Origin of the sequence: Bradyrhizobium sp. Ce-3 (assembly GCF_022835695.1) — a bacterium.
Lineage (GTDB): Bacteria > Pseudomonadota > Alphaproteobacteria > Rhizobiales > Xanthobacteraceae > Bradyrhizobium.
On the sequence record NZ_BQUV01000009.1, the window covers coordinates 375,152 to 396,707 of the forward strand.

Genomic DNA, 21,556 nt, shown 5'->3' on the forward strand with positions numbered 1-21,556 from the left:
GACCTGCCGCGTCCCTATTCGCGAATGGATGCCGCCGTCAGAAGTCCCGCCGTGATCCAGCCATGCAGATAACCGGCGCCACGCGCCGCGGTATTGTCGGGATCGGCATAGGTCGCGAGCATCTCGCAGAGCACGCCGAACGGAATGCCGTTAGAGGCTTCGTCCCACATCATCGCCTCCTCCGTCGGCAGCTCGCGGAACATCGGCGTTGTGTCCTGTCGCCAGATCAGCAGGCGTACGGGTTCGGCGAGCGTCTCCGCTTCGGGCGGCGTCTCGTCGTTCTTCAGTGCCATCCAAATCGCGGCGGCATTGGTCGACAGATCGATCCTGGCCGTGCTCGGATGCGGGGCGAACACCAGATCGTTCCACTGCTCCGGAGCAAAGCCGGCCATTGTCTCCAGCGCCAGCACCGCACCCTCGCGGGCATCGAAGGCGTCGTTCAATGCTTTCTCCAGTCCAGCAAGGTCGGCGAGCACGGGATGGCTGCTGTAGGGCTCGGTGGACCTCAGGAAGTCCGGCAGCCCTTGCGAGAACCAGCGCAGGTTCGGGTGCTCGGACGGTCGTGCCTTGACGTAGGCATGGCCCATCTCGTCGAACATCTCGTCGCCAAGAAAACGATGCAGCAGCTCGTGGTCGTTACGCATCGCCTCGACCAGCCGCGAGCCGTAGGCGTAACGATAGACGCCGAACAGCGTCTCGCGCGTCTCGCGCGGACTGTCGAGGATTTCGGCCAGAATGCTGTCGTCGCCGGCGAGGATGGCGCGCTGAAAAACGCTCTGCTGGCGCGCGAAGTCGCTCACGCGGACGCGCTCGCAGGCAGAACCTTCCCGGCGATCTCGCGGGTCCGCTTCACCTCCACCAGCAATTCGTCGAGCGGCGGGATGTTGTCATCGCGCTCGATCATGGTCGAGACCCGGCCGAACCGTTGCAAAGCCGCGGCATAGAGATCCCAGACGTCTTCGCACACTGGATGATCATGGGTGTCGATGATATGCGTTCCCATGTGGCTGTGACCGGCCATGTGAAACTGCACGACGCGGTCGGCAGGAATGCCGTTGAGGAAAGCCATCGGGTCATAGCCGTGATTGAAGGCGCTGACATAGACGTTGTTGATGTCGAACAGCAGCCAGCAGCCGGAGCGGCGCGACAGTTCGGAGAGGAATTCCCACTCCGTCATCTCGGAATTGTTGAACTGCACATAGGTCGAGACATTCTCGAGCACGATGGCGCGGCCGAGGAAGTCCTGCACCAGCTGTACCCGGCTCACCACATGATCGAGCGCTTCGCTTGTATAGGGGATCGGCAGCAGATCGTGCAGGTTCTTGCCGTGCACGCCGGTCCAGCACAGATGGTCGGACACCCATTTCGGCTCGACGCGCTGCGCTAGGTCCTTCAGGCCCTGCAGATAATCGAAATTCGGCGGCGCGGTGGAGGCGATCGACAGCGAGACACCATGCATGACGACCGGATAGCGTTCGCAGATGCGATCGAGGATGCGCAGCGGCTGGCCGCCGGGCAGCATGTAGTTTTCGCTGATCACCTCGAACCAGTCGATCGGCGGATTGCCGCTCAGGATCTCGTCGTAATGCTGGGCGCGCAGCCCGAGGCCGAAGCCGAGGAACGGCGGCTTGGCCGATTGCAGCGGGCGCTCTGCGAGCACCGACTTGTCCGGTGACCTGCTCGCAACGTTCATGGCGGCTCCGCGCTTCTGGCGTCCGGCTCACGGCGCCCAACTTCAGAAAACTATCATGGAAACGAGGCCCGGCCTACACCGGGCCCCGCTTGGTCCGATACGTTCACCCGGCCTTGAACTTGCCCTTCGCCGCGGTGCAGTCGGCCTTCGTCATCTCCGCAAAGCCCTGGCCCTTGCAGGCATTCTGGCCCTTGCAGGCATGATTGCCGCCCTTGCAGGCGCTCTGGCCCTTGCATGCATTGGCGCCAACGCATTTGCCTTCGCTCGCAGCGTAGGACTGCGTCGACACCACGGCTCCGGCCAGGAAAAGCGTGGCCGCTGCGGCGGCGAGTGTCGCACCGGACTTGGTGGTAAGCTTCATGAGCGTCTCCTTGTGCAAGATGGTTAAAGGTGCGCCGCCCGCAAACCGTGTGAGTTGGCCGGAAGCTGCGCCCAGGGATAGCTACGGATATGGTCCGCTTTGGTTACCCGTGCCGGGATCATTTTATCCGCGCCTTGGAGTGAAAAGGCCCGGCGTGAAAGGCCCGGCGCGGTCGCCGGGCCTTTCTTGGGTGGATGCGATCAGCCCTTGACGAACTTGCCGCCCATCGCGCTGCACTGCTTTTCGGAGCTCAGCGAGAAGCCGGTGCCCTTGCAGGCGTTCAGGCCCTTGCAGGAATTGGCGCCGCCCTTGCAGGCGCTCTGGCCCTTGCAGGCATTGCCGGCCATGCACTTGCCCATGGCGGCATTCGCGGGCGTCGAGGTGGTCGAAACCACGGAGCCGGCGAGGAACATGGTGGCCGCAGCGACGGCGAGCGTTGCGCCGGACTTCGAACTCAACTTCATGACGATCTCCTCGGTGATTGTTTGAAAGCAATAAACGTGGCGCCGTCAGCATCCGACGATCGTTCGATCCCGGACCACACAACGGATGGACAATCGGAGAACAATCAGATCGCAGGGGCGTCCGCGGCGCGGTGCTTCCCGCGATTTGAGTGCTCGTCCAGGATCAGCTACGGGGTATCGGGCGATTTGGTTACAGCGTTTCAAAAGAAAATTTTGTTTGGTCCGGGTCTGACGCCCGGTCCATGTCAAACACCGCCGGTCAAAGAGTATTTCATTGCGCCAGGACGAACGATTTGCTGCATTGCACTGTCGGCATTTTAATCAGTTTTGCGCGGCGCGTGCCGGCTTCAGCTTCGCCATTTGCGCCACGTTCGCCTGCAACTCCTCGGCGCTGAACGCCGGGAATGAGCAGATGCGGTTGCTGCAGGCGAACGCCGCGGGTTCGCCGAGATCGGGATAGTCGACGTCCGGGTTGGGCAGCTTGCCCTCGCGGAGATCGAGCCATTCCAGCCGCTTGTAGCGGGCGGGCAGGGCGCGGGCGATGGCATGCAGGGCCTGCGCGCGACCGTCATCCTTGTGTCCGACGATCGTCAGATGCGTCGGTTCGAGCGCGAGTTCGTCGTCGGCGAGCAGCACGCCGGGCAGCGGGCGCGGCATGTCCGCCGACGCCGCGCTGAGGTAACGCATGGCATGCGAGGCCAGCGCGCGGGTGCGTTCGTCGCCATAGTAGCGGTTGAGCATGTTCATGAAGCGCGCGACCTGGATCTGGTCGTCGATCAGCTTGGCCGGTTTGGCGAACACGCCGGCTGTGCCTTCCGACGTCTTGGAGGTGAAGAAGCCGCCGGCCTCGTCACGGAAGCTGGCAATGGCGTCGCCCGCCTTGCTTGCCGCCGTCAGCCAGTCGCGATTGCCGGTTGCGGCGTAGAGATCGAGCAGGGCCTGTCCCATCGCGACGGTGTCGCCGAGGAAGGGGCCGCCGCGATCCTTGTCGCCGTGGCGGAAGCCGCCGTCCGGAAGCGCGCGATCGGCGAGCACCCATTTCGCCGAGCGTTCGGCGATGTCGAGGACCTTCGGATCGTTACTGACGTCGTAATAGGCCACGAGGCCTGAGATCGCCCAACCGTTCTCGCGGGCATAAAGGTTCTTGTCGATGCGGGGCAGGCCGAGCGCGCGGCGCTCGGCATCGGCCAGCGCGTAGTATGTGTGGCCGTCGACGTCGTGATTGAGATCGGCATCCTGGCTGACATAGAAGGCGCCGTCCGGACCGAGCAGAAAGCCGGTCAGATAACGTTCGACGTCGCGCGCGGCGGCGAGATATTTCGGGTCCTTCCATTGCGCATAGGCCTGGCTGTATTGCCGCAGATATTGTGCCTGGAACGAGATGATCTTCTCGAAATGCGGATGGCTCCAGGTGCCGCCTTCCGAATACTGGAACACGCCGCCCCACACCGGATCGATCAGCGCGATCGCGGCATCGAGCGTCTGCCTTGCGCGCCGTGTCGCCGTCGAGTCGCCGGCTTCGGCGCGGCTGATCGCAAGGTCGAGGCTGTCGGCGTCGATATATTTCTGGTTCTCGCCCCAGCCGCCGAGCTTGTCGTCGTAGGATTCATCGAACGTTCTGATCAGCCCGGCGCGTTGCGCCTTGCCGAGGAAGGCGGATGCGGCGGGCTTGATCTCGAAGGCTTCGCCCACCGACGGGCCCGGAGAGGGATCGTCGATGATCGCCTTGAGGAGCGCCTGCATCCGCTCCGGCTCGATATAGCCCCTGATCTTGGCGATCTCGCTGCCGTCAGGCGCGAACACGATGGTCGCGGGCCAGCCCCAGTCGCCGTAGCGGCTCGAGAGATCGGGATTGGCATCCTGGTCGACGCGGACCGGGAGATACTTCGCCGCAAGCAGCTCCTGCACCTTCGGGTCGGCGTAGGTCGTCTTCTCCATCACGTGGCACCAGTGGCACCACACCGCCTCGAGATCGAGGATGACGAAGCGCTGCTCGGTCGCGGCACGCGCGAACAGATCGTGGCTCCAGTCGCTCCATGCCGGGCCGTCCGCCGCGCCTGAGGGCGATGCGCTCAATGCCACGAGCATTGCGATGGTGCGGACAAGTCTCATGGCGTGCTCCCGAGGGCGAGGGTCGTTTGAGCTACGCGGCCGTCCGGATCGGGGCTCGCAAGCTCACGGGATTGTGAGCCAGCCTCGCGGGTTACCCTCAGGTCGGCGCCTTCTGGTCCTCGGTCGCGTTGACCAGCAGGCGGTCCAGCGAGGCGGCACCGGGACCTGCGATCGCAAGCCACATGAAGGCGGCGAAGTAGGTCGCTTCCTCAAACCCGAGCAGTGTCTCCAGCGAGTCAACGTCGCCCCATTTCGCCGACTTGATGGCGACGATCATCACCACCGCGAGCATCGCGGCGGGGATGCGGGTGAACAGGCCGACGATCAGCATCGCGCCGCCGAAGCATTCGACGCCGGACACGAAGGGGGTGAGGATGGTCGGGAAGGGAATGCCCCAGCCGACGAAGTTCTCCGTGACCTGGGCGAGGTTGGTGAGCTTGCCCCAGCCGGCCAGCATGAAGGTGTAGCCGACGATGATCCGCATGATCAGCGGCCCGGCCCAGGAAAAATGCGAGGCGATCCGTGCCGGCAGCAGAATCAGCAGGTTGACGATGGAATTCATGCGAAACCCTCCCAATATTCCGCCACGCAGCCTGTGCCGGCGTTCGGTGCGAACGCAGAGGGCACGAGCCAAAAGCTACGGCCGCGTCATGGTGGGAGTTTCGCCTGATATGGCGGGCTTGTTACGCCATCAGCCGATATTTTGCAGCGCCGGGAAGGTTTCCAGCAGCCAGACGCTGACACCGGACACCGCGCCGGTCAGGAAGCCGATGCCGGTGATCACCATCAGCACGCCCATCACCCGCTCGACGGTGTCGAGATGGCGCTTCATCCGCGCGAACAGCGAGGAGAACTGCTTGACCATGAAGGCGGCGAGCAGGAACGGGATGCCGAGCCCGGCGGAATACACCGCGAGCAACCCGGCGCCTTTGGTCACCGTGGCCTCAGCGGCCGCAATCGAGAGGATCGCCGCGAGGATCGGCCCGATGCACGGCGTCCAGCCGAAGGCGAACGCCAGCCCCATGACATAGGCGCCCCACAGTCCGATCGGCTTGGGCGCGGTCAGCCGGCCCTCGCGCATCAACAGGCCGATCCGGGTGATGCCGAGGAAGTGCAGGCCCATGATAATGATGACGATGCCGGCCAGGATCGAGAGCTCGGCCGACCAGGCGCGCACCAGCCCGCCGACGATGGACGCGCTGGCGCCGAGCGCGACGAACACGGTCGAGAAGCCGAGCACGAACATCAGCGCCGCCGTCATCACCGCGCGCTTGGAGGCCGCGGTGGCGCCGTCCTGATTGACCTGCTCGATGGTCGCGCCGGTCAAATAGATCAGATAGGGCGGCACCAGCGGCAGCACGCAGGGCGACAGGAAGCTGACTAGACCGGCGATCAAGGCGGCCGGGATCGTGACGTCGTGCATCAAGGAACCTTCTGGAGTAGCTGGCTTGTCTTGGCGTGTACGCAGCCAACAATCCAGAAGTTTCGTCGCAGATGCATTCAACTATGGTCACAGGCCCGTGTCCGGAAGCTGCGTTGCGTCCCGCACTGGCGAAACAATCGCCGATATGTTCCGTATTGCGGTAAAGCAACCGCTGATCCGGACCTCATCGATGCGCATCGGCATCCGCAGTGCCATCTCCGCCCTCGTCCTGACCTCGATCGTGGTCAGCGCCGTCGGCGTGCATCTCTTGTGGTGGCGCACCGCACAACGGGTGAGCCAGACGCTGGCCGACACCATCAACGACCAGATCGTCTCCGCGGTCGGCGACGAGCTGCAGTCGATCACGACCGAAGCGCGCTCGTCGATGACGGCGGTGCGGACGCTGTTGACCGAGAAGGTGCTGGACGCCCGCGACGCGCGCAAGCGGCAGTTCGTGTTCCTGTCGCAGCTGCAATCGCAACCGACCATTTCGTGGGTCGCATTCGGCTGGCCGGACGGCGGGTTTTTTGGTGCCCACAAGCTTGGCGACGCCAGTGTCGAGATGCTGACCATCTCGCCCGATCGCAAGCTGCGGGCCGACCAATACGACTATGCCGGCATCGACATCAAGCCGAAGGGCAGCACCGTCGAGGATGCCAAATACCTGGTGACGGAGCAGCGCTGGTTTCGCGATGCGATCGCAGCCCGCGACCAGCAATGGTCGACGCTGACGACGCTGCCCCGCGGCGAGCGGTTGGCCGCGATGCTGGCGGTGCCGATCGACGTCGACGGCGAGCGCACCGGCGTGCTCGCCATCATCATCGAACTGACCCGGGTGTCGAACTTTCTGTCGCAGCTCACGGTCGGCAAGTCCGCGGGCGCCTTCCTGCTCGACCGCGACGGCGGCGTGATTGCGTCTCCGGATCAGGACGCCGACGAACTGAATGCGCTGAAGACCGACCACCCGCTGCTGTCGGTTGCGGTCGCCGCGATCAGGCAGGCCGGCAAGGCCTACGATCCCGGCGAGGGCGAGGCGTTCCGCTCCCAGGTGACGCGGGACGGGCAGGCCTATCAGGCGGTGCTGACGCCGATCTCGTTCCCGGGTTGGTCGCTGGTGACGGTGGTGCCGGAATCCGAATTCCTCGGCCCGGTGCGAATGACGATCCGTAACCTCTTGATCGGGCTCGCGGCGCTGATCGCGGCCGCCGGACTGTTGTCGGCCTGGCTGGCGCAGCGCCTGATCGCGGGGCCCCTGATCAAGGTGGTCGGCGAGATCAGGCATGTCGAGCGCTTCGACCTCGACAAGGTCGAGCGGCATCCGTCGCGCCTTGCCGAGATCGAGAACCTGTCGGGTGCGATCGGCGACATGGCGCAGGGGCTCGCCGCGTTCCGCAAATACATTCCCGCCGACCTGGTGCGGCGGCTGGTCAGCGACGGCAATGGCGCGCGGCTCGGCGGCGCCGTGCGGCCGATGAGCGTGATGTTCATCGACCTTGCCGGCTTTACCGGTATGTCGGAACGGCTCGGCGACCGCATCATCCCTTTGCTGTCGCACTATTTCGACGTCGTCTCCGCAGCGATCCAGCACGAGAACGGCACCATCGACAAGTTCATCGGCGACGCGGTCATGGCGTTCTGGGGCGCGCCAGCGGCCAATCCGGACCATGCCGCGGATTGCTGCCGGGCGGCGCTCGCCTGCCAGCGCGCGGTCGAAGAGGCCGGCCTCGCCGACGACAAGGGAGAGGCGGTCAGGATCCGCATCGGCATCAATTCCGGTGAGATGCTGGTCGGCAATATCGGCTCCGAGGTGCGGCTCAACTACACCGTGATCGGCGACGCCGTGAACATTGGGAGCCGTCTCGAAGGCACCAACAAGGTCTATGGATCGACCATCATCATCGGTCCGGAGACGCGGCGTCTGGCCGGTGACCGCATCGTCGTCCGCGAACTCGACCGGCTGGCCGTCTATGGTCGCGCCGGCGGGCTCGAGATCTACGAGTTGATCGCAATGGCCGACGAGGGCGAGATCGCGCGCGACTGGATCGCGTTTTACGAGGCCGGATTGTCGGCCTGGCGCGCCGGCGATTTCACCGCCGCGATCGCGGCCTTCGAGCGGTCCGTGCAACTCCGCGGCACAGATGCGGCCTCGACGCAGATGATCGCGCGATGCCGGCATCAACTCGCGAACCCCAGCGATGAGGATTGGGACGGCACCACGGTGGCGCGGTCGAAATAGCGGGTTTGCGCAGCGGCGCGTGCAAGCCGCCGTGAGGTTGCGGCAACACCGCGAGCTTGGCTGTTTGACAGCTTGAATCGAGGGGCATCGTCACCGTCGTCCCGGCCTAGTGCGCAATTGCGCACGGGGGCCGGGACGACGATGGGGAGAGAGGTGCGGGCTCATCACCGCTTGCGCGTGCTTCTGCCCGCCGGCGTCTCGAACTCGCGGCCGCGAATCCGCACCAGATCGTCGGCGGAATGCGCCAATAGCACCACCGTGGCGGCGCGCGCGGCCTCGGCATCGCCGGCCACGATCGCATCCAGCACCGCGCGGTGCTCGATCAGCGCCCGCGGACGGTGCGAGCCGGGGGCGGCGATCGTAAAGCTCTGGCGCAGCGTGATCTCGAACATCTGGGCGATCGGCCAAAAGAACTCGTTGCGGGTCGCAAAATAGATCGCCTGGTGGAATTTGATGTCGGCGGTGATGAAGTCCTCGTTGGTCCTGGCCGCATCCATGCCGTCGCAGCCGGCGCGGATGCGGGCGATGTCGTCCTCGAGGGCATGGATTGCCGCCAACGCGGCCGCAGCGGGTTCGACCGCGGAGCGCAGCTGGAACAGCTTGGCCAGATAGCGATCGATCTCCGCGGTCTCGAGATGCCAGCGCAGCACGTCGGGATCGAGCTGATTCCACTGCTCGGGCGGCCGCACCCGCGTGCCGCTCTTCGGCCGCGACTCGATCAGGCCCTTGCCGGTCAGGGTGCGGATCGCCTCGCGCACCACGGTGCGGCTGACATCCATCATCTCGCAGATCTGCATTTCCGGGGGCAGCGTCTCGCCGACGCCGATCTCGCCGCGCACGATGCTGCCGCCGACCCGATCGGTGACCTGGCTGTGCACACTCCGGCGCAACGCGTTGGATGTCTGGAACATCGGAAGCCTCGCTGCGGTTGGTGCCCGCGCCGCCGCGCTCTTGCACAACCGTTTCCATTTTGTCATACATTATGACAAAAGCGCTGCCAAGCTCACGCCAAGAGGGCAGGCGGCCAAGAGCGGCCAACAGAAGACAAAAGCGATCCGTTCCTGGGGAGGAGCACCATCATGACGTCGAACCGCGTGAGCCGCCGCATCGTGCTGCAGTCGTCGGTCACCGCTGCCGCATGGCTTGCCGCCGCGCCCGCCATCATCGGCCGCGCCGAGGCCGCGACCATGAAGATGCGCTGCTCGTCGTCTCTCCCCAACGATCCCAAATACGCCAACGGCCGCGTCTACTACGACAATCTGGTCAAGAGCCTGAAGGCGAACGGGCTCGGCGAGCAGGTCGAGGTCACCTTCTTTCCCGACAACCAGCTCGGCCAGGAGATCGACGTCATCAACTCGGTGAAACTCGGGGTGATCGACCTGATGGTCTCGGGCTCGTCGATCTCGGCGAATCTGGTGCCGCTGGTCGGCACCTTCGACCTCGGTTATCTCTTCACCAGCTACCAGCAGCAGACCAAGGCGTTCGATGCCGGCGCGGCGAAGCCGATCGAGGATGCGCTGCTCAAGGGCGGCAATATCCGCATCATCGCCTGGGCCTATAATTTCGGCGCACGCAGCGTGTTGTCGAAGAAGCCGGTGAAGACGCCGGAAGATCTCGCCGGGTTGAAGATTCGCACGCTGCCCAACCCGATCATCACCGAATGCCTGCGGCTGATGGGCGCGGCGGCGACGCCGCTGGCGTTCGGCGAGATCTATACGGCTCTGCAGGCCGGCGTGCTCGACGGCCTCGAGCACGATCCGCCGACCATCCTGGCCAGCAAGTTCTACGAGACGTCGAAGAACTACGCGCTGACCCAGCACATCTTCTCGCCGCTCGCGGTCTATTTCAGCGACACCACCTTCAACCGCATGGCGCCCAAGCTGCGCGAAGGCTTCCTCGACGCCGCGAACAAGGCTGCGGCCGAGACTCGCACCCACGGCCTCGCGGTCGAGAAGGAGGCGCTGGCGTCGCTGGCGGAGAAGGGCGTCACGGTGGTCGAATGCGACAAGGAGGCGTTCCGCAAGCGCGTGCTGCCGCAGACCGATAATTTCATCAAGGCGCGGCCGGAGGCGAAGGCCGTGGTCGATCTGATCCGCGCCACCCAGGCCTGAGGTCGGCATGTCAGTCGCCGCAGTCGCGACGAGAAGCAGCACTGATCGGATCACGGCGCCGCTGCTCGCGCTCAGTGATGCGATCGCCGCGATCCTGCTCGCCGCCGATCTCGTGGTGGTCTGCGTCTCGGTGCTGGCCCGCTTCCTGTTCAATGCGCCGGTCGAGTGGTCCGACGACGTCGCCCGCGGCCTGATGGTCGGCTCCAGTTTCTTCGGTGCGGCGAGCGCGCTGGCGCGCAGCGAGAATCTCGGCGTCGCCTTCTTCGTCGACATGCTGCCGCCGGGCGTGCGTCGCATCGTCGACGCGGTCGGCGCGCTGCTCGTCACCATCATCGCCGCTTACGTCGCGTTCAACGCCGTCAAGATGGGCTGGCTCACCACCGGCCAGACCTCCGGTTCCGGCCTGCCGCTGGAGTGGACGTTCTATCCGATGGGAGTCGGCGCGGCCTTCATGACGGTGTTTGCGTTCGAGACGTTCTGTGGCCGGCCGCTGCGCGACATGGTGGCAGGGATCGTAGCGACCGCCGTCATCGTCGGCCTTTATCTCGCCTGGGATGCGCTCGCACCATCGTACGTGCCGTCCTCGCAGACGTTCATGCTGATCGGCTTCTTCCTCACGCTGTTCGGCGGACTGCCGATCGGCTTCGCGCTGGCGCTGGCGGCGCTGATCTTCATCTGGGTCGAGGGCACGCTGCCCGGCGTGATCTTCGCCCAGCAGATGGCGCGCGGCATCGACAATTTCGTGCTGCTGGCGATCCCGTTCTTCATCCTGGTCGGCTATCTGATGGAAGCCAACGGCATGTCGGTCCGCTTGATCGAGCTGCTGCAGCGCGCGGTCGGGCGGATGCGCGGCGGGCTCAACGTCGTGATGGTGATGTCGATGGTGTTGTTCTCGGGCATCTCAGGCTCGAAGATGGCCGACGTTGCCGCCGTCGGTTCGGTGCTGATCCCGGCGGCGCGCCGCTCGCGGCAGAACCCGGGCGGGGCAGTGGCGCTGCTTGCCGCTTCCGCCGTGATGGCGGAGACCATTCCGCCCTGCATCAACCTGATCATCCTCGGCTTCGTCGCCAATCTCTCGATCGGCGGGCTGTTCGTCGCCGGCATGCTGCCGGCCGCACTGATGGCGCTGGCGCTGATCGCGGTGTCGATCATCTTCGGCAGGCGTCCCGCCGCGAACGTGGAAGCCGAGCCGCGCGCCGCGGTATCGGGCTTGTGGACCGGCGCGATCGCCTCGTTCGGGCTGATCTTCATGATCTTCTTCGGCTTCAAGAGCGGCTTCGCCACCGCGACCGAGATCTCGGCCTTCGCCGCGGTGTACGCGATTGCCGTCGGCAGCCTGCTGTTCCGCGAACTCGGCGCGAGGAGCCTCGCACATTGCTTCGTGCAATCGGCCGTTCGCTCGGGGCTGGTGCTGTTCATCGTCGCCGCGGCGCAGTCGCTCGCCTTCATCCTGACCTTGCAGCAGGTGCCGCATGCGGTCGGCGAACTCATGCTGGCGATCTCGGGCAGCCATGGCGTCTGGCTGTTCATGCTGCTGTCGATCCTGGTGCTGGTGGTGATGGGCTCGGTGCTGGAAGGCGCCGCGGCGCTGATCATCTTCGGCCCGCTGCTGCTGCCGGTGGCCGTCAAGCTCGGCATCGATCCCCTGCATTTCGGCGTCGTGCTTGTGATCGCGATGGGGCTCGGGCTGTTTGCGCCGCCACTTGGTCTTGGCCTCTACGGCGCCTGCCTGATCGGCAATGTGCCGATCGAGCAGACCATCAAGCCGATAGCAGGCTATCTCGGCCTGCTGTTGCTGTGTCTGCTGGTGATCGCCTTCGTGCCCGCCATCAGCACGGCCTTGCCGCATGCGCTCGGTTATTAGGGGAACAGACGCGTGAAGGTGCTGCTCGCCCATACTCCGCAGATGCGCCGCGACTATTACGGCGAGCGCAGCCTGAACGGCCTGCGCGCGGTCGCCGACGTCCGGCTGCACGAGGGTGACGAAGCGCTCGATGCGGCGGCGCTGGTCGCGGCTGCGGCGGATGTCGACATCATCGTCGCCGACCGCATGACGCAAGGGTCCGGCGAAATCTTTCCGCGTCTGCCGAAACTGCGCGCCTTCGTGCGCTGCGCGGTCGATATCCGCAATATCGACGTGGCTGCGGCGACCGCCGCCGGCGTGCTGGTGACGCAGGCGAGCGCCGGCTTCGTCCAGTCGGTCGCCGAGCTCGCGCTCGGCTTCATGGTCGATTTGTCGCGCGGCGTCTCGCGGGCGACCGCGGACTACCACGCGGGCAGGGCGCCCGAGGCGGTGATGGGCCGCCAGCTGGCGGGCAGCACGATCGGCATCATCGGCTATGGCAGCATCGGGCGCTATCTGGCCGGGATCGCCAAGGCGCTCGGCATGACCGTGCTGGTCGCTGATCCCTTCGTGACTATTGAAGATGCGGCCATCGCGCAGCTGTCGCTCGACGATCTGCTGGCGCGCGCCGACTACATCGTCTGCCTGGCGATCGCCAAGGCGGAGACCGAGAACCTGATCGGCCAGGCCGCGTTGGCGCGAATGCAGCCGCACGCGTTCTTCATCAACCTGTCACGCGGCAACCTCGTCGACGAGGCGGCGCTGGCGGTTGCGCTGCGCGATGGCCGCATCGCCGGCGCTGCGTTGGATGTCGGCCGCGCGCCGGACCAGATGCCGACGCCGGAACTCGCAGAGCTCGGCAATGTGATTGCAACGCCGCATGTCGGCGGCCTGACGCCGCAAGCCATCGAGCATCAATCGTCGGAGACCGTGCGCCAGGTTGCAAAGATCATCGCCGGAGAGATCCCCCTTGGCGCGGTTAATCCCGAGCACTGGACGCGGCGACCGCGGCCATGAAAGTTCGGCTGATCGCAATGTTGTCGGAAGGGCTGGACAAGACCTGCACATCCAGCTCAAACTTGAGCTTGTAAAACCGCGGCCAAGAACACCTGAGAGCGCGCGGACAATCAATCAACGGACGTCCCGCAATCAACGACGGGCGCCGAGAGGGAAACAGGGAGTGCATCACATGGCCATTTCACGCCGTGACGTTTTATTGGGCAGCGCCGGCGCACTCGGCGCAGCATCGTTCTCCTTCCCCGCTCCTGCGATCGCACAATCGGAACCGATCAAGATCGGTTGTCTCGCGGCGATCACCGGCCCGAGCTCGGCGCCGACCGTCGGCTTCAATCGCGGCGTCAACTTCGCGGTCGATGCCATCAACGGCGCCGGCGGGGTAAAAGGCCGCAAGATCGAGCTCGTGATGCGCGACACCCAGGGCGACCCGACCAAGGCGGTGAACGCGACGCAGGAATTGATCAGCCAGGCCAAGGTTCACGCGATCTGGGGCCCGCTGAATTCGGGTGAGGCGCTGGCGACGACGCCGATCATGGCGCGCGCCAAGATGCCTGACCTGCATCCTTGCGTGGTCGAGACCCTGATCGATCCGGTCAAGTTCCCCAACGCATTCCGCATCGCGCCGTCGAACAATCAATGGGACGACGCCGTGCGCAATTATTGCCTCAAGATCCTCAAGGTGAAGAAGGTCGCCGTGATCGGCGACACCACGGGCTATGGCGTCACCGCGGTCGGCGCCTCGGTCGCTGCGTTCAAGAAGGACGGCGCCGAAGTGGCCTATCAGGCCAACGTTGACGCCACGCAACCCGACATGACGCCGGACATGCTGCGCGCCAAGAACGCCGGCGCCGAGGCGATCGTGGTGTGGAGCGTCTCGACCGGCATGGAGGCGCGGATGTTCAACACCCGCGCCGCGATGAACTGGGACGTTCCCTTCGTCGGTCACCCCTCGATGGCGTCGGGCGAGCTTGCGAGCCTGGTCGCAAAACCGGAGAATTGGAAGAAGGTCTATGCGATCGGCTACAAGAGCTGCAGCTATGACAGCGCCGGCAAGCTGCCGCCGAAGAGCGAGGATCTGGTCGCGCGGCTGACCAAGGCCAATATCGCGCTGAACGATACGCTGCTGTGGTGGGTCGCGGGCGGCATTGACTGCATCGAGCTGATCGCCAAGGCCGTCGCGGAGAGCGGCTCGACCGACAGCGCGGGCATCATCAAATACTGGAATTCGCTGTCGACCTATCCCGGCTATTTCGGCAATTACCGCTTCTCGCCGACCGAGCATAACGGCTATCTGACCGAAGAGATCGTGATGTCGGAATCCTCCACCGCCAGGAACGGCACCTTCGCGCTGGCGCCGGGGTATACGTAAGCGGCAAGGGCACAGCCGATGCTGGCCTCGATGCTCACCTCGATCCTTGCATCCGGTCTCGCGGCGGGCGCGATCTACGCGCTGGTCGGCGTCACCTACAACACGATGTTCTCGACCTCGCGGGTGATGAGCTTCACCGCCGGCCAGCTTGCGATGCTGGGCGGCGTGTTCGGCTCGATGTTCACGCTGAAGCTCGGCCTGCCGATCGTGGTCGGCTTCGTGCTGACGCTCGCATGCTGCGCGGTGATCGGGATCATCACCGAATTCGTCGCGGTGCGGCCGGTGCTCAAGAGCCTCGACCAGCATCTCTACGTGCTTTCGACCTTGGCGGTCGCGCTGATGATCCAGCAGGTCACCGCGATCAAATGGGGTACCGAGCCGCAGCCGTTCCCGCGCATCGCAGGCTTCGGCGAGGGCGTGCTGGATGAAAAGTTCTGGCTGCCGGTCGTTGCCTGCGCCGTCACCATCATCGGTCTCGAATATCTCTACCGCCGCACCCTGGTCGGCCGCGCGTTCCTGGCGATCGCGGAGGACAATTTCGCGGCGCGCGCCCTCGGCCTGCCCGAGCGCAATCTGCGCGTCGCAAGCTACGCGCTCGCCGGCGTGGTCGGCGGCATCGCCGGATTCTCCGGCGGGCAATTGCTGCTGGCCTTCTTCGCCAACGGCGCGCTGCTGAATTTCTACGGCTTCGTGCCGGTGGCGCTCGGCGGGCTCGGCAACAACAGGGGTGCGATCATCGGCGGTCTTGCGCTCGGCCTGTTCCAGCAGGCCGCGAACTTCCTGGTCGGCGGCATCTTCTCTTCGGTCGCGGTGTTCACGCTGTTCATCGTGGTGCTGCTCGCAGCTCCCCAGGGGCTGTTCGGCAGCTCGACCGCGCGGAGGGTGTGATGACCTCGGTCGCAGCCGCTCCGCCCCGAACCGACAGCGGCGCATGGCGCACCGCATTGCCGCACCTCCTGCCGTTCGTCGGCATTCTGGCGGCGGCGGTGCTGCTGCCGTTCGTCAGCAACGACTATTGGGTGCTGATCGGCACGCGCGCCGCGATCTACTGGGTGCTGGTGTCGGGGCTCAACCTCGTGGTCGGTTTTGCCGGCCACCTCGCGATCGGCTATGTCGCGCTGCTGACGCTCGGCGCCTACGCGACCAGCGTGCTGGTCGCCGGCAATGTGATGCCGGCGATTCCGGTGTTCGCCGCCTTGCCGATCGCAGGCCTGATCGGCGCGATCTTCGGCGTCATCGTCGGCCTGCCGGCCTTGCGCCTGCGCACCTTCTACTTCGCGATGTCGACCTTGGGGTTTGCGACCATCGTGACGCAGATCGCGTTGGCCTGGCAGAGCGTGACCGGGGGCGGCATCGGCATCACCGGCCCCGAATTCCCGGCGCCGTTCAACACGCCGTGGGGCTTCTACGGGCTCTGCATCGGCTTCGCCGCGTTCACGACCTGGATGAGCGCCAACATCGCGCGCAGCCGCTTCGGCCGTGCCCTGATCGCGGTGCGCGATGCCGAGGTCGCCGCCGAGGCGAGCGGCATCTCGAAGCCGAACATGCTGATCGCGATCTTCCTGTTCGCCGGTGCGCTGGCGGCTGTCGCCGGTGGACTGTTCGCGACGCTGCAGACCTACATCACGCCCGATGCGTTCACCTTCGATCTCTCGGTATTGTTTTTCATCGCGATCCTGATCGGCGGCCGCGGCTCGATCCTCGGGCCGATGCTCGGCACCATCATCCTGACCATCCTGCCGGAGATCGCGGCGCCGCTCGCGGCATGGTCGACCTTCCTCTACGCAGTGCTGCTGCTGCTGATCGTGCTGGTGATGCCGGGCGGCATCGCCGCGCTGCTCGATTTCCGCAATCGCCGCCCGCTCGCCAGCAACCGCGCCATCGTGCCGCGCCCGGCCGCGCTCGCCGACATCGTGCGCCGCCGCGACGGTGGCAAGGCGCTGCAACTGCGCGGCATCGCGCTGAGCTTCGGCAATGTGAAGGCGATCGACGGCCTCGACCTCGATGTCGCGCCCGGCCAGATCCACGGCCTGATCGGCCCGAACGGCAGCGGCAAGACCACGACGTTGAACGTGATCTCCGGCTATTACGCCGCCAAGGCCGGCACCATGACGCTCGGCGATGCGAGGTTGCCTGCGGGGCAGCCGGTCAGGCGTGCCGCCGGCGGCATCGCACGCACCTTCCAGACGCCGCGCGTGATCGGCGAAGCCTCGGTGCTCGAGAACGTCATGATCGGTGGCTCGATCGAGGGCAGGGCGAATTTCGTCGAGGCGATGCTGGCGCTGCCGCGCAACGGCGCTGACGAGCGCATGCTCGCCGCCAAGGCCCGCGCGCTGCTCGGCGTCGTCGGCCTCGAGGCGCTCGCCGATGTGCGCGCTGATCGGCTGCAGCACAGCGAGCTGCGCTTCATCGAGATCGCGCGCGCCTTGATGCTCGACCCGGATTTCCTGCTGCTCGACGAGCCCGCGGCGGGCCTCTCCAACGACGAGATCGAGCGGCTTGCCAGCCTGATCAAGGCGGTCTGCGCCCGCGGCACCGGTGTGCTGCTGGTCGAGCACCATGCCGATTTGATCTTCGACATCTGCCACCAGGTCACCGTGCTCAATCTCGGCCGCATCCTGGCGGCGGGAACGCCGGCGGAGATCCGGATCCACAAGGAGGTCGTGAGTGCTTACCTCGGCGGCTGAACCTCTGCTCAGCGTGAGCGCGCTGCAATCCGGCTACGGCAAGATCCGCGTGCTGCACGGCATCGACATGACGATCGCGGCCGGCGAGGTCGTCGCGCTGCTCGGCCCCAACGGGGCCGGCAAGACCACGCTGCTGCGCGCGATGTCGGGACTGTTGCCGGTCAATGCCGGGCAGGTCCGGTTCGGCGGCCGCGACATGACCAACGCCACGCCGCGCGATGCCGCCCGCGCCGGGCTCGTGCATGTGATCGAGGGACATCGCGTGTTCACGCAGATCTCGGTCACCGACAATCTGCTGCTCGCCGGTTACGACCTGCCGCGCGCCGAGCGTGCCGTGCGTATCGAGGAGGCGCTGTCATTCTTTCCCGAGATCGCCGAGAAGCGGCATGAGCGCGGCGGTGCGCTGTCGGGCGGGCAGCAGCAGATGCTGACGGTGGCGCAGGGCCTGGTCCGTCGGCCGCGGCTCTTGATGCTCGATGAGCCGTCCGCAGGACTGTCGCCGGTGCTGGTCGATCGCGTCCTCAACGTCATCGGCCGGCTGCGCGAGCAGGGAACTTCGGTGCTGCTGGTCGAGCAGTTGCTCGAGAAGGCGCTGGCCTGCGCCGATCGCGTCTACGCGCTGGTGCAGGGCGCGATCGCGCTGGAGGCTGTGACCGGCGAAAGCGACCTCGCGCACCGGCTCGAGCGCGCCTATTTCGGCCATGAAAGCCACGCGCTGCAGACTTAGCGGATGCAACTTGTGTACTCAGCGGCCGATTGCCGGCAACTTGTGATCGGGTGCAGCCGAGGCTGCCGTGATGGCGCAATCTGCACGTGCGTCATAAAATGGCACGACAGCTGCAAGCGGCTTTGCTAAGCTTCGAGGCGGTACCGGATTATAGAGCGTTTTCGCGTTTGATTTTAAGGCTTGTTGCGGTTGCCTGCCTCTGCAGCTCTCTTCAAGAGGCCTACGATGCAATGTTTGCGTTGCGGTTGTCAGAACAAGGCGACCAATGAGTATTGCGAAGGGTGCGGGGCCTCTCTCGGAATTGCCTGTGAAGCTTGCGGCCACCTGAACAGAGCGAGCAGCCGCTTTTGCGGAAAGTGCGGTGTTGCGCTGGCCGCGGCGCTCGACGCGACCCACAGTCAGCCATCGCATGAGCATGCGCTGAGGAGCCTGCACGCCAAGGGCGGCGAGCGTAAGCGCCTCACGATCCTGTTCGCCGACATCAGCAACTCGACCGGCATCATCGACAGTCTCGGCGATCCCGAGTTGGGCATGCGCCGCCTGCAGCCGGTGCTCGATCTCATGAATGAGGCGGTGCATCGCTACGGCGGCGTCGTCAACAAGGCCCAGGGCGACGGCGTCATGGCGATGTTCGGCGCCCCGCGGCCGCATGAGGACCACGCCGTTCGCGGCTGTCTGGCGGCGCTGGCCATGCAAGACGACGTCAAGCGCCTGCATGACATGGACCTGAACATCCGCGTCGGCGTCCACACCGGCGAGGTCGTTTTCCAGGCCATCGAGCACGGCATCTATCAAACCTACGACGCGGCCGGAGCCAACGTGCACCTCGCCAGTCGGCTGGAGCAGCTTGCCCAGCCCGGGAGCATTCTGATTTCGCGGGAAACCTACGCGGTCGCGAAGCAATTCGTGGAAGTGGAATCGCTTGGTGAACAGACCATTCGAGGGCTCGCCGCCCCGGTGGAGGTGCTCAGGCTGAGGGGCCTGCTGCATGCGCCGTCGAGCGGCGTGTTCCGAACCGGAAGACGGCTCAGTCCGCTCACCGGCCGGACCGACGAGTTTGCGGCGCTGACCGCCGAGCTCGAGCACACCCGCAAGGGCGATGGCCGGGCGGTCGGCGTCGTCGGCGAAGCCGGCATTGGCAAGAGCCGCCTTTGCTTTGAATTTGCCGAGAATTGTCGCGGCAGCGGCATCCGTGTCTATGAGGCGCGGGTGCTCGCGCATGGCCGTGCGACACCGTTTCAGCCGGTGCTGGCGCTGCTCCGGGATATCTTCGGCCTCCGCACCAAGGAAGAGTCGCTGGAGGTCTCGCGCCGCCGTGTGCTCGATCGGTTGGCGGCGATGCCGGTCTCCGATCATCTGGCGCCGGTGTTGCTGGAGTTCCTCGGCCTGGCCGATCCGCGGCATCCGGCGCCGAAGCTCGATCCCAAGGCCCGCAAGACCCAATTGCTCGATTTCGTCGGCGAGCTGGTGCGCTCTGCGCCGCGCGACAACGTGACCGTCGTCCTGATCGACGATCTGCACTGGATCGATCCGGCAAGCGAGGAGTTCGTGGAGGCGCTTGCCGACGCGGTGGTCGGGACCACGACCATGCTGCTGGTCAATTTCAGGGCCGGGCTGACCGCGCCGCTGATGCAGCGATCGCATTACCGGCAGATCAACATGGCCCCGCTCGGAGCCGCCGAGGCGCAATCGATCTTGCGCGACCATTTCGGTTCCGACCCGTCGCTGGCGCTGCTGAGCAGAAACATCGTCGAGCGCGCGCATGGCAATCCGTTCTTCCTGGAAGAGCTGATGAACGCGCTGGTCGAGCGCGGCGACTTCGAGGGCGAGAAGGGTGCCTACCGGCTGAAGGGCGGCATCGACACGATCCCGCTTCCGACGACCGTGCAAGCGGTGGTGGCGGCGCGCATCGACCGCCTCGACGAACGCGCCAAGCGTGCCCTCGAGGTCGCGTCGGTTGCCGGGCGCGAGATTTCGCTGCCGGTTCTCGACGCCGTTGCCGGACTGGAGCAGGCCGAATTGCTGGAAGCCGTCGGACATTTGCGGCGCGCAGAGCTGCTCTACGACGTGCCCCCGTTCGAGCAGCGGCTGATCGCGTTTCGTCATCCGCTGATCCAGGAGGTCGCCTATCTGTCGCTGCTGCACGAACGGCGCCGTGAGCTTCACGCAGCCGTCGCGCAGTCGATCGAGAAACTGTTCAAGGACCGCGCCGAGGAGCGGGCGTCGCTTCTCGCCTACCATTGGGAGCACGCCGGCGAAGATCTGAAGGCCGCGCAGCAGCACATGCGCGCGGCGGTCTGGGTCGGCGCCAACGATCCCAGCCAGGCGCTGCGCAGCTGGAAGAAGGTGCGTGAGCTCTTGATGCACCAGCCGCCGTCGCAAATGACCGACTATCTGAAGATGATGGCCTGCGGTCAGATCGTGAATTTCGGCTGGCGCGAGGGAATTCCGGCCGCGGATGCCCAGGTCTATTTCGAGGAAGCCCGCGGCCTTGCGCTCGCGATCGGCGATCTGCGCGCCAACACGCTGATCCACGCCGCCTATGGCCGGATCCTGGCCAATGGCGGCTCGGCGGACGAGTATGTCGACCGGGTGCTGGAAGCCAAGGCGCTCGCCGACACCGGCACCGATACCAGCGTCCAGGTCACGCTGAAGGCCATCCTGTGCCATGCGCTGCGGCTCTCCGGTCGGATGTCGGAGGCGCTGCAGATGAACATGGAGGCGGCGGCACGCGCCTCGGAGATCGTCAAGACCGACCGCGAGACGCTCGGCTTCGACGTCGAGATCTGGCTGACGGCGATGCGCGGGCAAACGCTCGTGATGCTGGGGCGCGGCTCCGAAGCCCGACCGCTGCTCGACCACGTGCTGCAACTGGATGGCAGCCAGGTCGATGCCATTCACTATGTGATTCCGAGCCTCGCTTATGTCGACCTGGCGTGGTCCGAAGGCGATGTCGGATTGGCCCAGCACCATGCCGATCGCGCCTTCGCGCTCGCGATCAAGAGCGGGAATCCGTATCTGCGGGTCTATGCCCAGGCCAGCCGCGGCCTGTCGCATATGGTGGCGGGCCGGATCACGTCATCGATCGAGGATCTGACCGCCGCGCTCGACTTCGCGCGAACGCGCAGGGCCGGCCTCGAAAACGAAGCGCGGATCCTGGCGGATCTGGCCAATGCATATCGGCAGAAGGGTGATGTGGCCGCGGCATTGTCCGCCGTCGACGAGGCCATTGCGGTCGCGGTCGAGCGGCACGCGCGCATTCCGGAATGCCTTGCCCGATCGGTCCGGGCCGATCTGTTGCTGCGCTCGGGCCGCAGCGACGAGGCCGCGGAGGGAGCCAGGGAGTTGGATTGCGCGACGACGTTGCTTCACGAGACCGGCGCGAAGATCTTCGCGCCTTTTGTCGCCGCCGCCGGTAAGGCGGTCAAATCGATCCGAAGTTCGAACGAGGCCAACAATATTTGACACAATGGAGCGCCTTGATGGGGACGACAACGGCCCCTTGTCGAGGCG

17 protein-coding genes are annotated in these 21,556 nt (G+C 65.6%); 9 read left to right on the forward strand and 8 right to left on the reverse strand.

Annotation, left to right across the window (positions count from 1 at the left end; genetic code table 11):
• Positions 1–14 precede the first annotated feature (14 nt).
• From BRSPCE3_RS29270 to BRSPCE3_RS29300, 7 genes are all read right to left on the reverse strand, one after another.
• Positions 15–800 (reverse strand): DNA-binding domain-containing protein, encoded by a 786-nt coding sequence (locus BRSPCE3_RS29270; protein ID WP_244069803.1) that lies wholly within the window; start codon positions 798–800, stop codon positions 15–17.
• Positions 797–1,693, reverse strand: a complete 897-nt coding sequence (locus BRSPCE3_RS29275; RefSeq protein WP_244069804.1) for a DUF692 domain-containing protein — start codon at positions 1,691–1,693, stop codon at positions 797–799. Before BRSPCE3_RS29275 ends, BRSPCE3_RS29270 begins: the two co-directional genes overlap by 4 nt.
• A 103-nt stretch (positions 1,694–1,796) precedes the next feature.
• The gene (locus tag BRSPCE3_RS29280) at positions 1,797–2,054 is read right to left on the reverse strand and encodes a hypothetical protein (RefSeq protein WP_021077200.1); all 258 of its coding nucleotides are present in this window, start codon (positions 2,052–2,054) and stop codon (positions 1,797–1,799) included.
• Positions 2,055–2,254: 200 nt separating this feature from the next.
• Positions 2,255–2,518, reverse strand: coding sequence for a hypothetical protein (locus tag BRSPCE3_RS29285; protein WP_244069805.1), 264 nt, complete (start codon positions 2,516–2,518; stop codon positions 2,255–2,257).
• A gap of 321 nt (positions 2,519–2,839) precedes the next feature.
• Positions 2,840–4,630 carry a thioredoxin domain-containing protein gene (locus tag BRSPCE3_RS29290; RefSeq protein WP_244069806.1) on the reverse strand — a complete coding sequence of 597 codons (1,791 nt, stop codon included), beginning with the start codon at positions 4,628–4,630 and terminating at the stop codon, positions 2,840–2,842.
• 97 nt (positions 4,631–4,727) lie between these two features.
• On the reverse strand, positions 4,728–5,192 hold the full coding sequence (locus tag BRSPCE3_RS29295) for a DoxX family protein (RefSeq protein ID WP_244069807.1): 465 nt from the start codon (positions 5,190–5,192) through the stop codon (positions 4,728–4,730).
• Positions 5,193–5,321: 129 nt separating this feature from the next.
• Complete coding sequence (locus BRSPCE3_RS29300; RefSeq protein WP_244069808.1) at positions 5,322–6,053, reverse strand: cytochrome c biogenesis CcdA family protein; 732 nt, start codon at positions 6,051–6,053, stop codon at positions 5,322–5,324.
• Between the two features lie 190 nt (positions 6,054–6,243).
• On the opposite strand from BRSPCE3_RS29300, the gene BRSPCE3_RS29305 reads away from it, so the two are divergent.
• Positions 6,244–8,289, forward strand: coding sequence for an adenylate/guanylate cyclase domain-containing protein (locus BRSPCE3_RS29305; protein WP_244069809.1), 2,046 nt, complete (start codon positions 6,244–6,246; stop codon positions 8,287–8,289).
• Positions 8,290–8,453: 164 nt separating this feature from the next.
• Here the strand turns inward: BRSPCE3_RS29305 and BRSPCE3_RS29310 are convergent, their stop codons facing one another.
• Positions 8,454–9,200 (reverse strand): FadR/GntR family transcriptional regulator, encoded by a 747-nt coding sequence (locus tag BRSPCE3_RS29310; RefSeq protein WP_244069810.1) that lies wholly within the window; start codon positions 9,198–9,200, stop codon positions 8,454–8,456.
• A 168-nt stretch (positions 9,201–9,368) separates the two neighbouring features.
• On the opposite strand from BRSPCE3_RS29310, the gene BRSPCE3_RS29315 reads away from it, so the two are divergent.
• From BRSPCE3_RS29315 to BRSPCE3_RS29350, 8 genes are all read left to right on the forward strand, one after another.
• Positions 9,369–10,400, forward strand: a complete 1,032-nt coding sequence (locus BRSPCE3_RS29315) for a TRAP transporter substrate-binding protein (protein ID WP_244069811.1) — start codon at positions 9,369–9,371, stop codon at positions 10,398–10,400.
• A gap of 7 nt (positions 10,401–10,407) precedes the next feature.
• Positions 10,408–12,264, forward strand: coding sequence for a TRAP transporter large permease subunit (locus tag BRSPCE3_RS29320; RefSeq protein WP_244069812.1), 1,857 nt, complete (start codon positions 10,408–10,410; stop codon positions 12,262–12,264).
• 12 nt (positions 12,265–12,276) lie between these two features.
• Entirely contained in the window at positions 12,277–13,260 is a 984-nt protein-coding gene (locus BRSPCE3_RS29325) for an NAD(P)-dependent oxidoreductase (RefSeq protein ID WP_244069813.1), read from the forward strand.
• Positions 13,261–13,432: 172 nt separating this feature from the next.
• The gene (locus BRSPCE3_RS29330; RefSeq protein ID WP_244069814.1) at positions 13,433–14,629 is read left to right on the forward strand and encodes an ABC transporter substrate-binding protein; all 1,197 of its coding nucleotides are present in this window, start codon (positions 13,433–13,435) and stop codon (positions 14,627–14,629) included.
• Between the two features lie 18 nt (positions 14,630–14,647).
• On the forward strand, positions 14,648–15,517 hold the full coding sequence (locus tag BRSPCE3_RS29335; RefSeq protein ID WP_244069815.1) for a branched-chain amino acid ABC transporter permease: 870 nt from the start codon (positions 14,648–14,650) through the stop codon (positions 15,515–15,517).
• Positions 15,517–17,316: an ATP-binding cassette domain-containing protein gene (locus BRSPCE3_RS29340; RefSeq protein ID WP_244069816.1), complete on the forward strand. Its 1,800-nt coding sequence runs from the start codon at positions 15,517–15,519 to the stop codon at positions 17,314–17,316. Before BRSPCE3_RS29335 ends, BRSPCE3_RS29340 begins: the two co-directional genes overlap by 1 nt.
• Complete coding sequence (locus BRSPCE3_RS29345) at positions 17,297–18,043, forward strand: ABC transporter ATP-binding protein (protein WP_244069817.1); 747 nt, start codon at positions 17,297–17,299, stop codon at positions 18,041–18,043. Before BRSPCE3_RS29340 ends, BRSPCE3_RS29345 begins: the two co-directional genes overlap by 20 nt.
• A 225-nt stretch (positions 18,044–18,268) precedes the next feature.
• A complete protein-coding gene (locus tag BRSPCE3_RS29350) occupies positions 18,269–21,508 on the forward strand; it encodes an adenylate/guanylate cyclase domain-containing protein (protein WP_244069818.1) in 3,240 nt (1,079 codons plus the stop codon).
• Positions 21,509–21,556 lie beyond the last annotated feature (48 nt).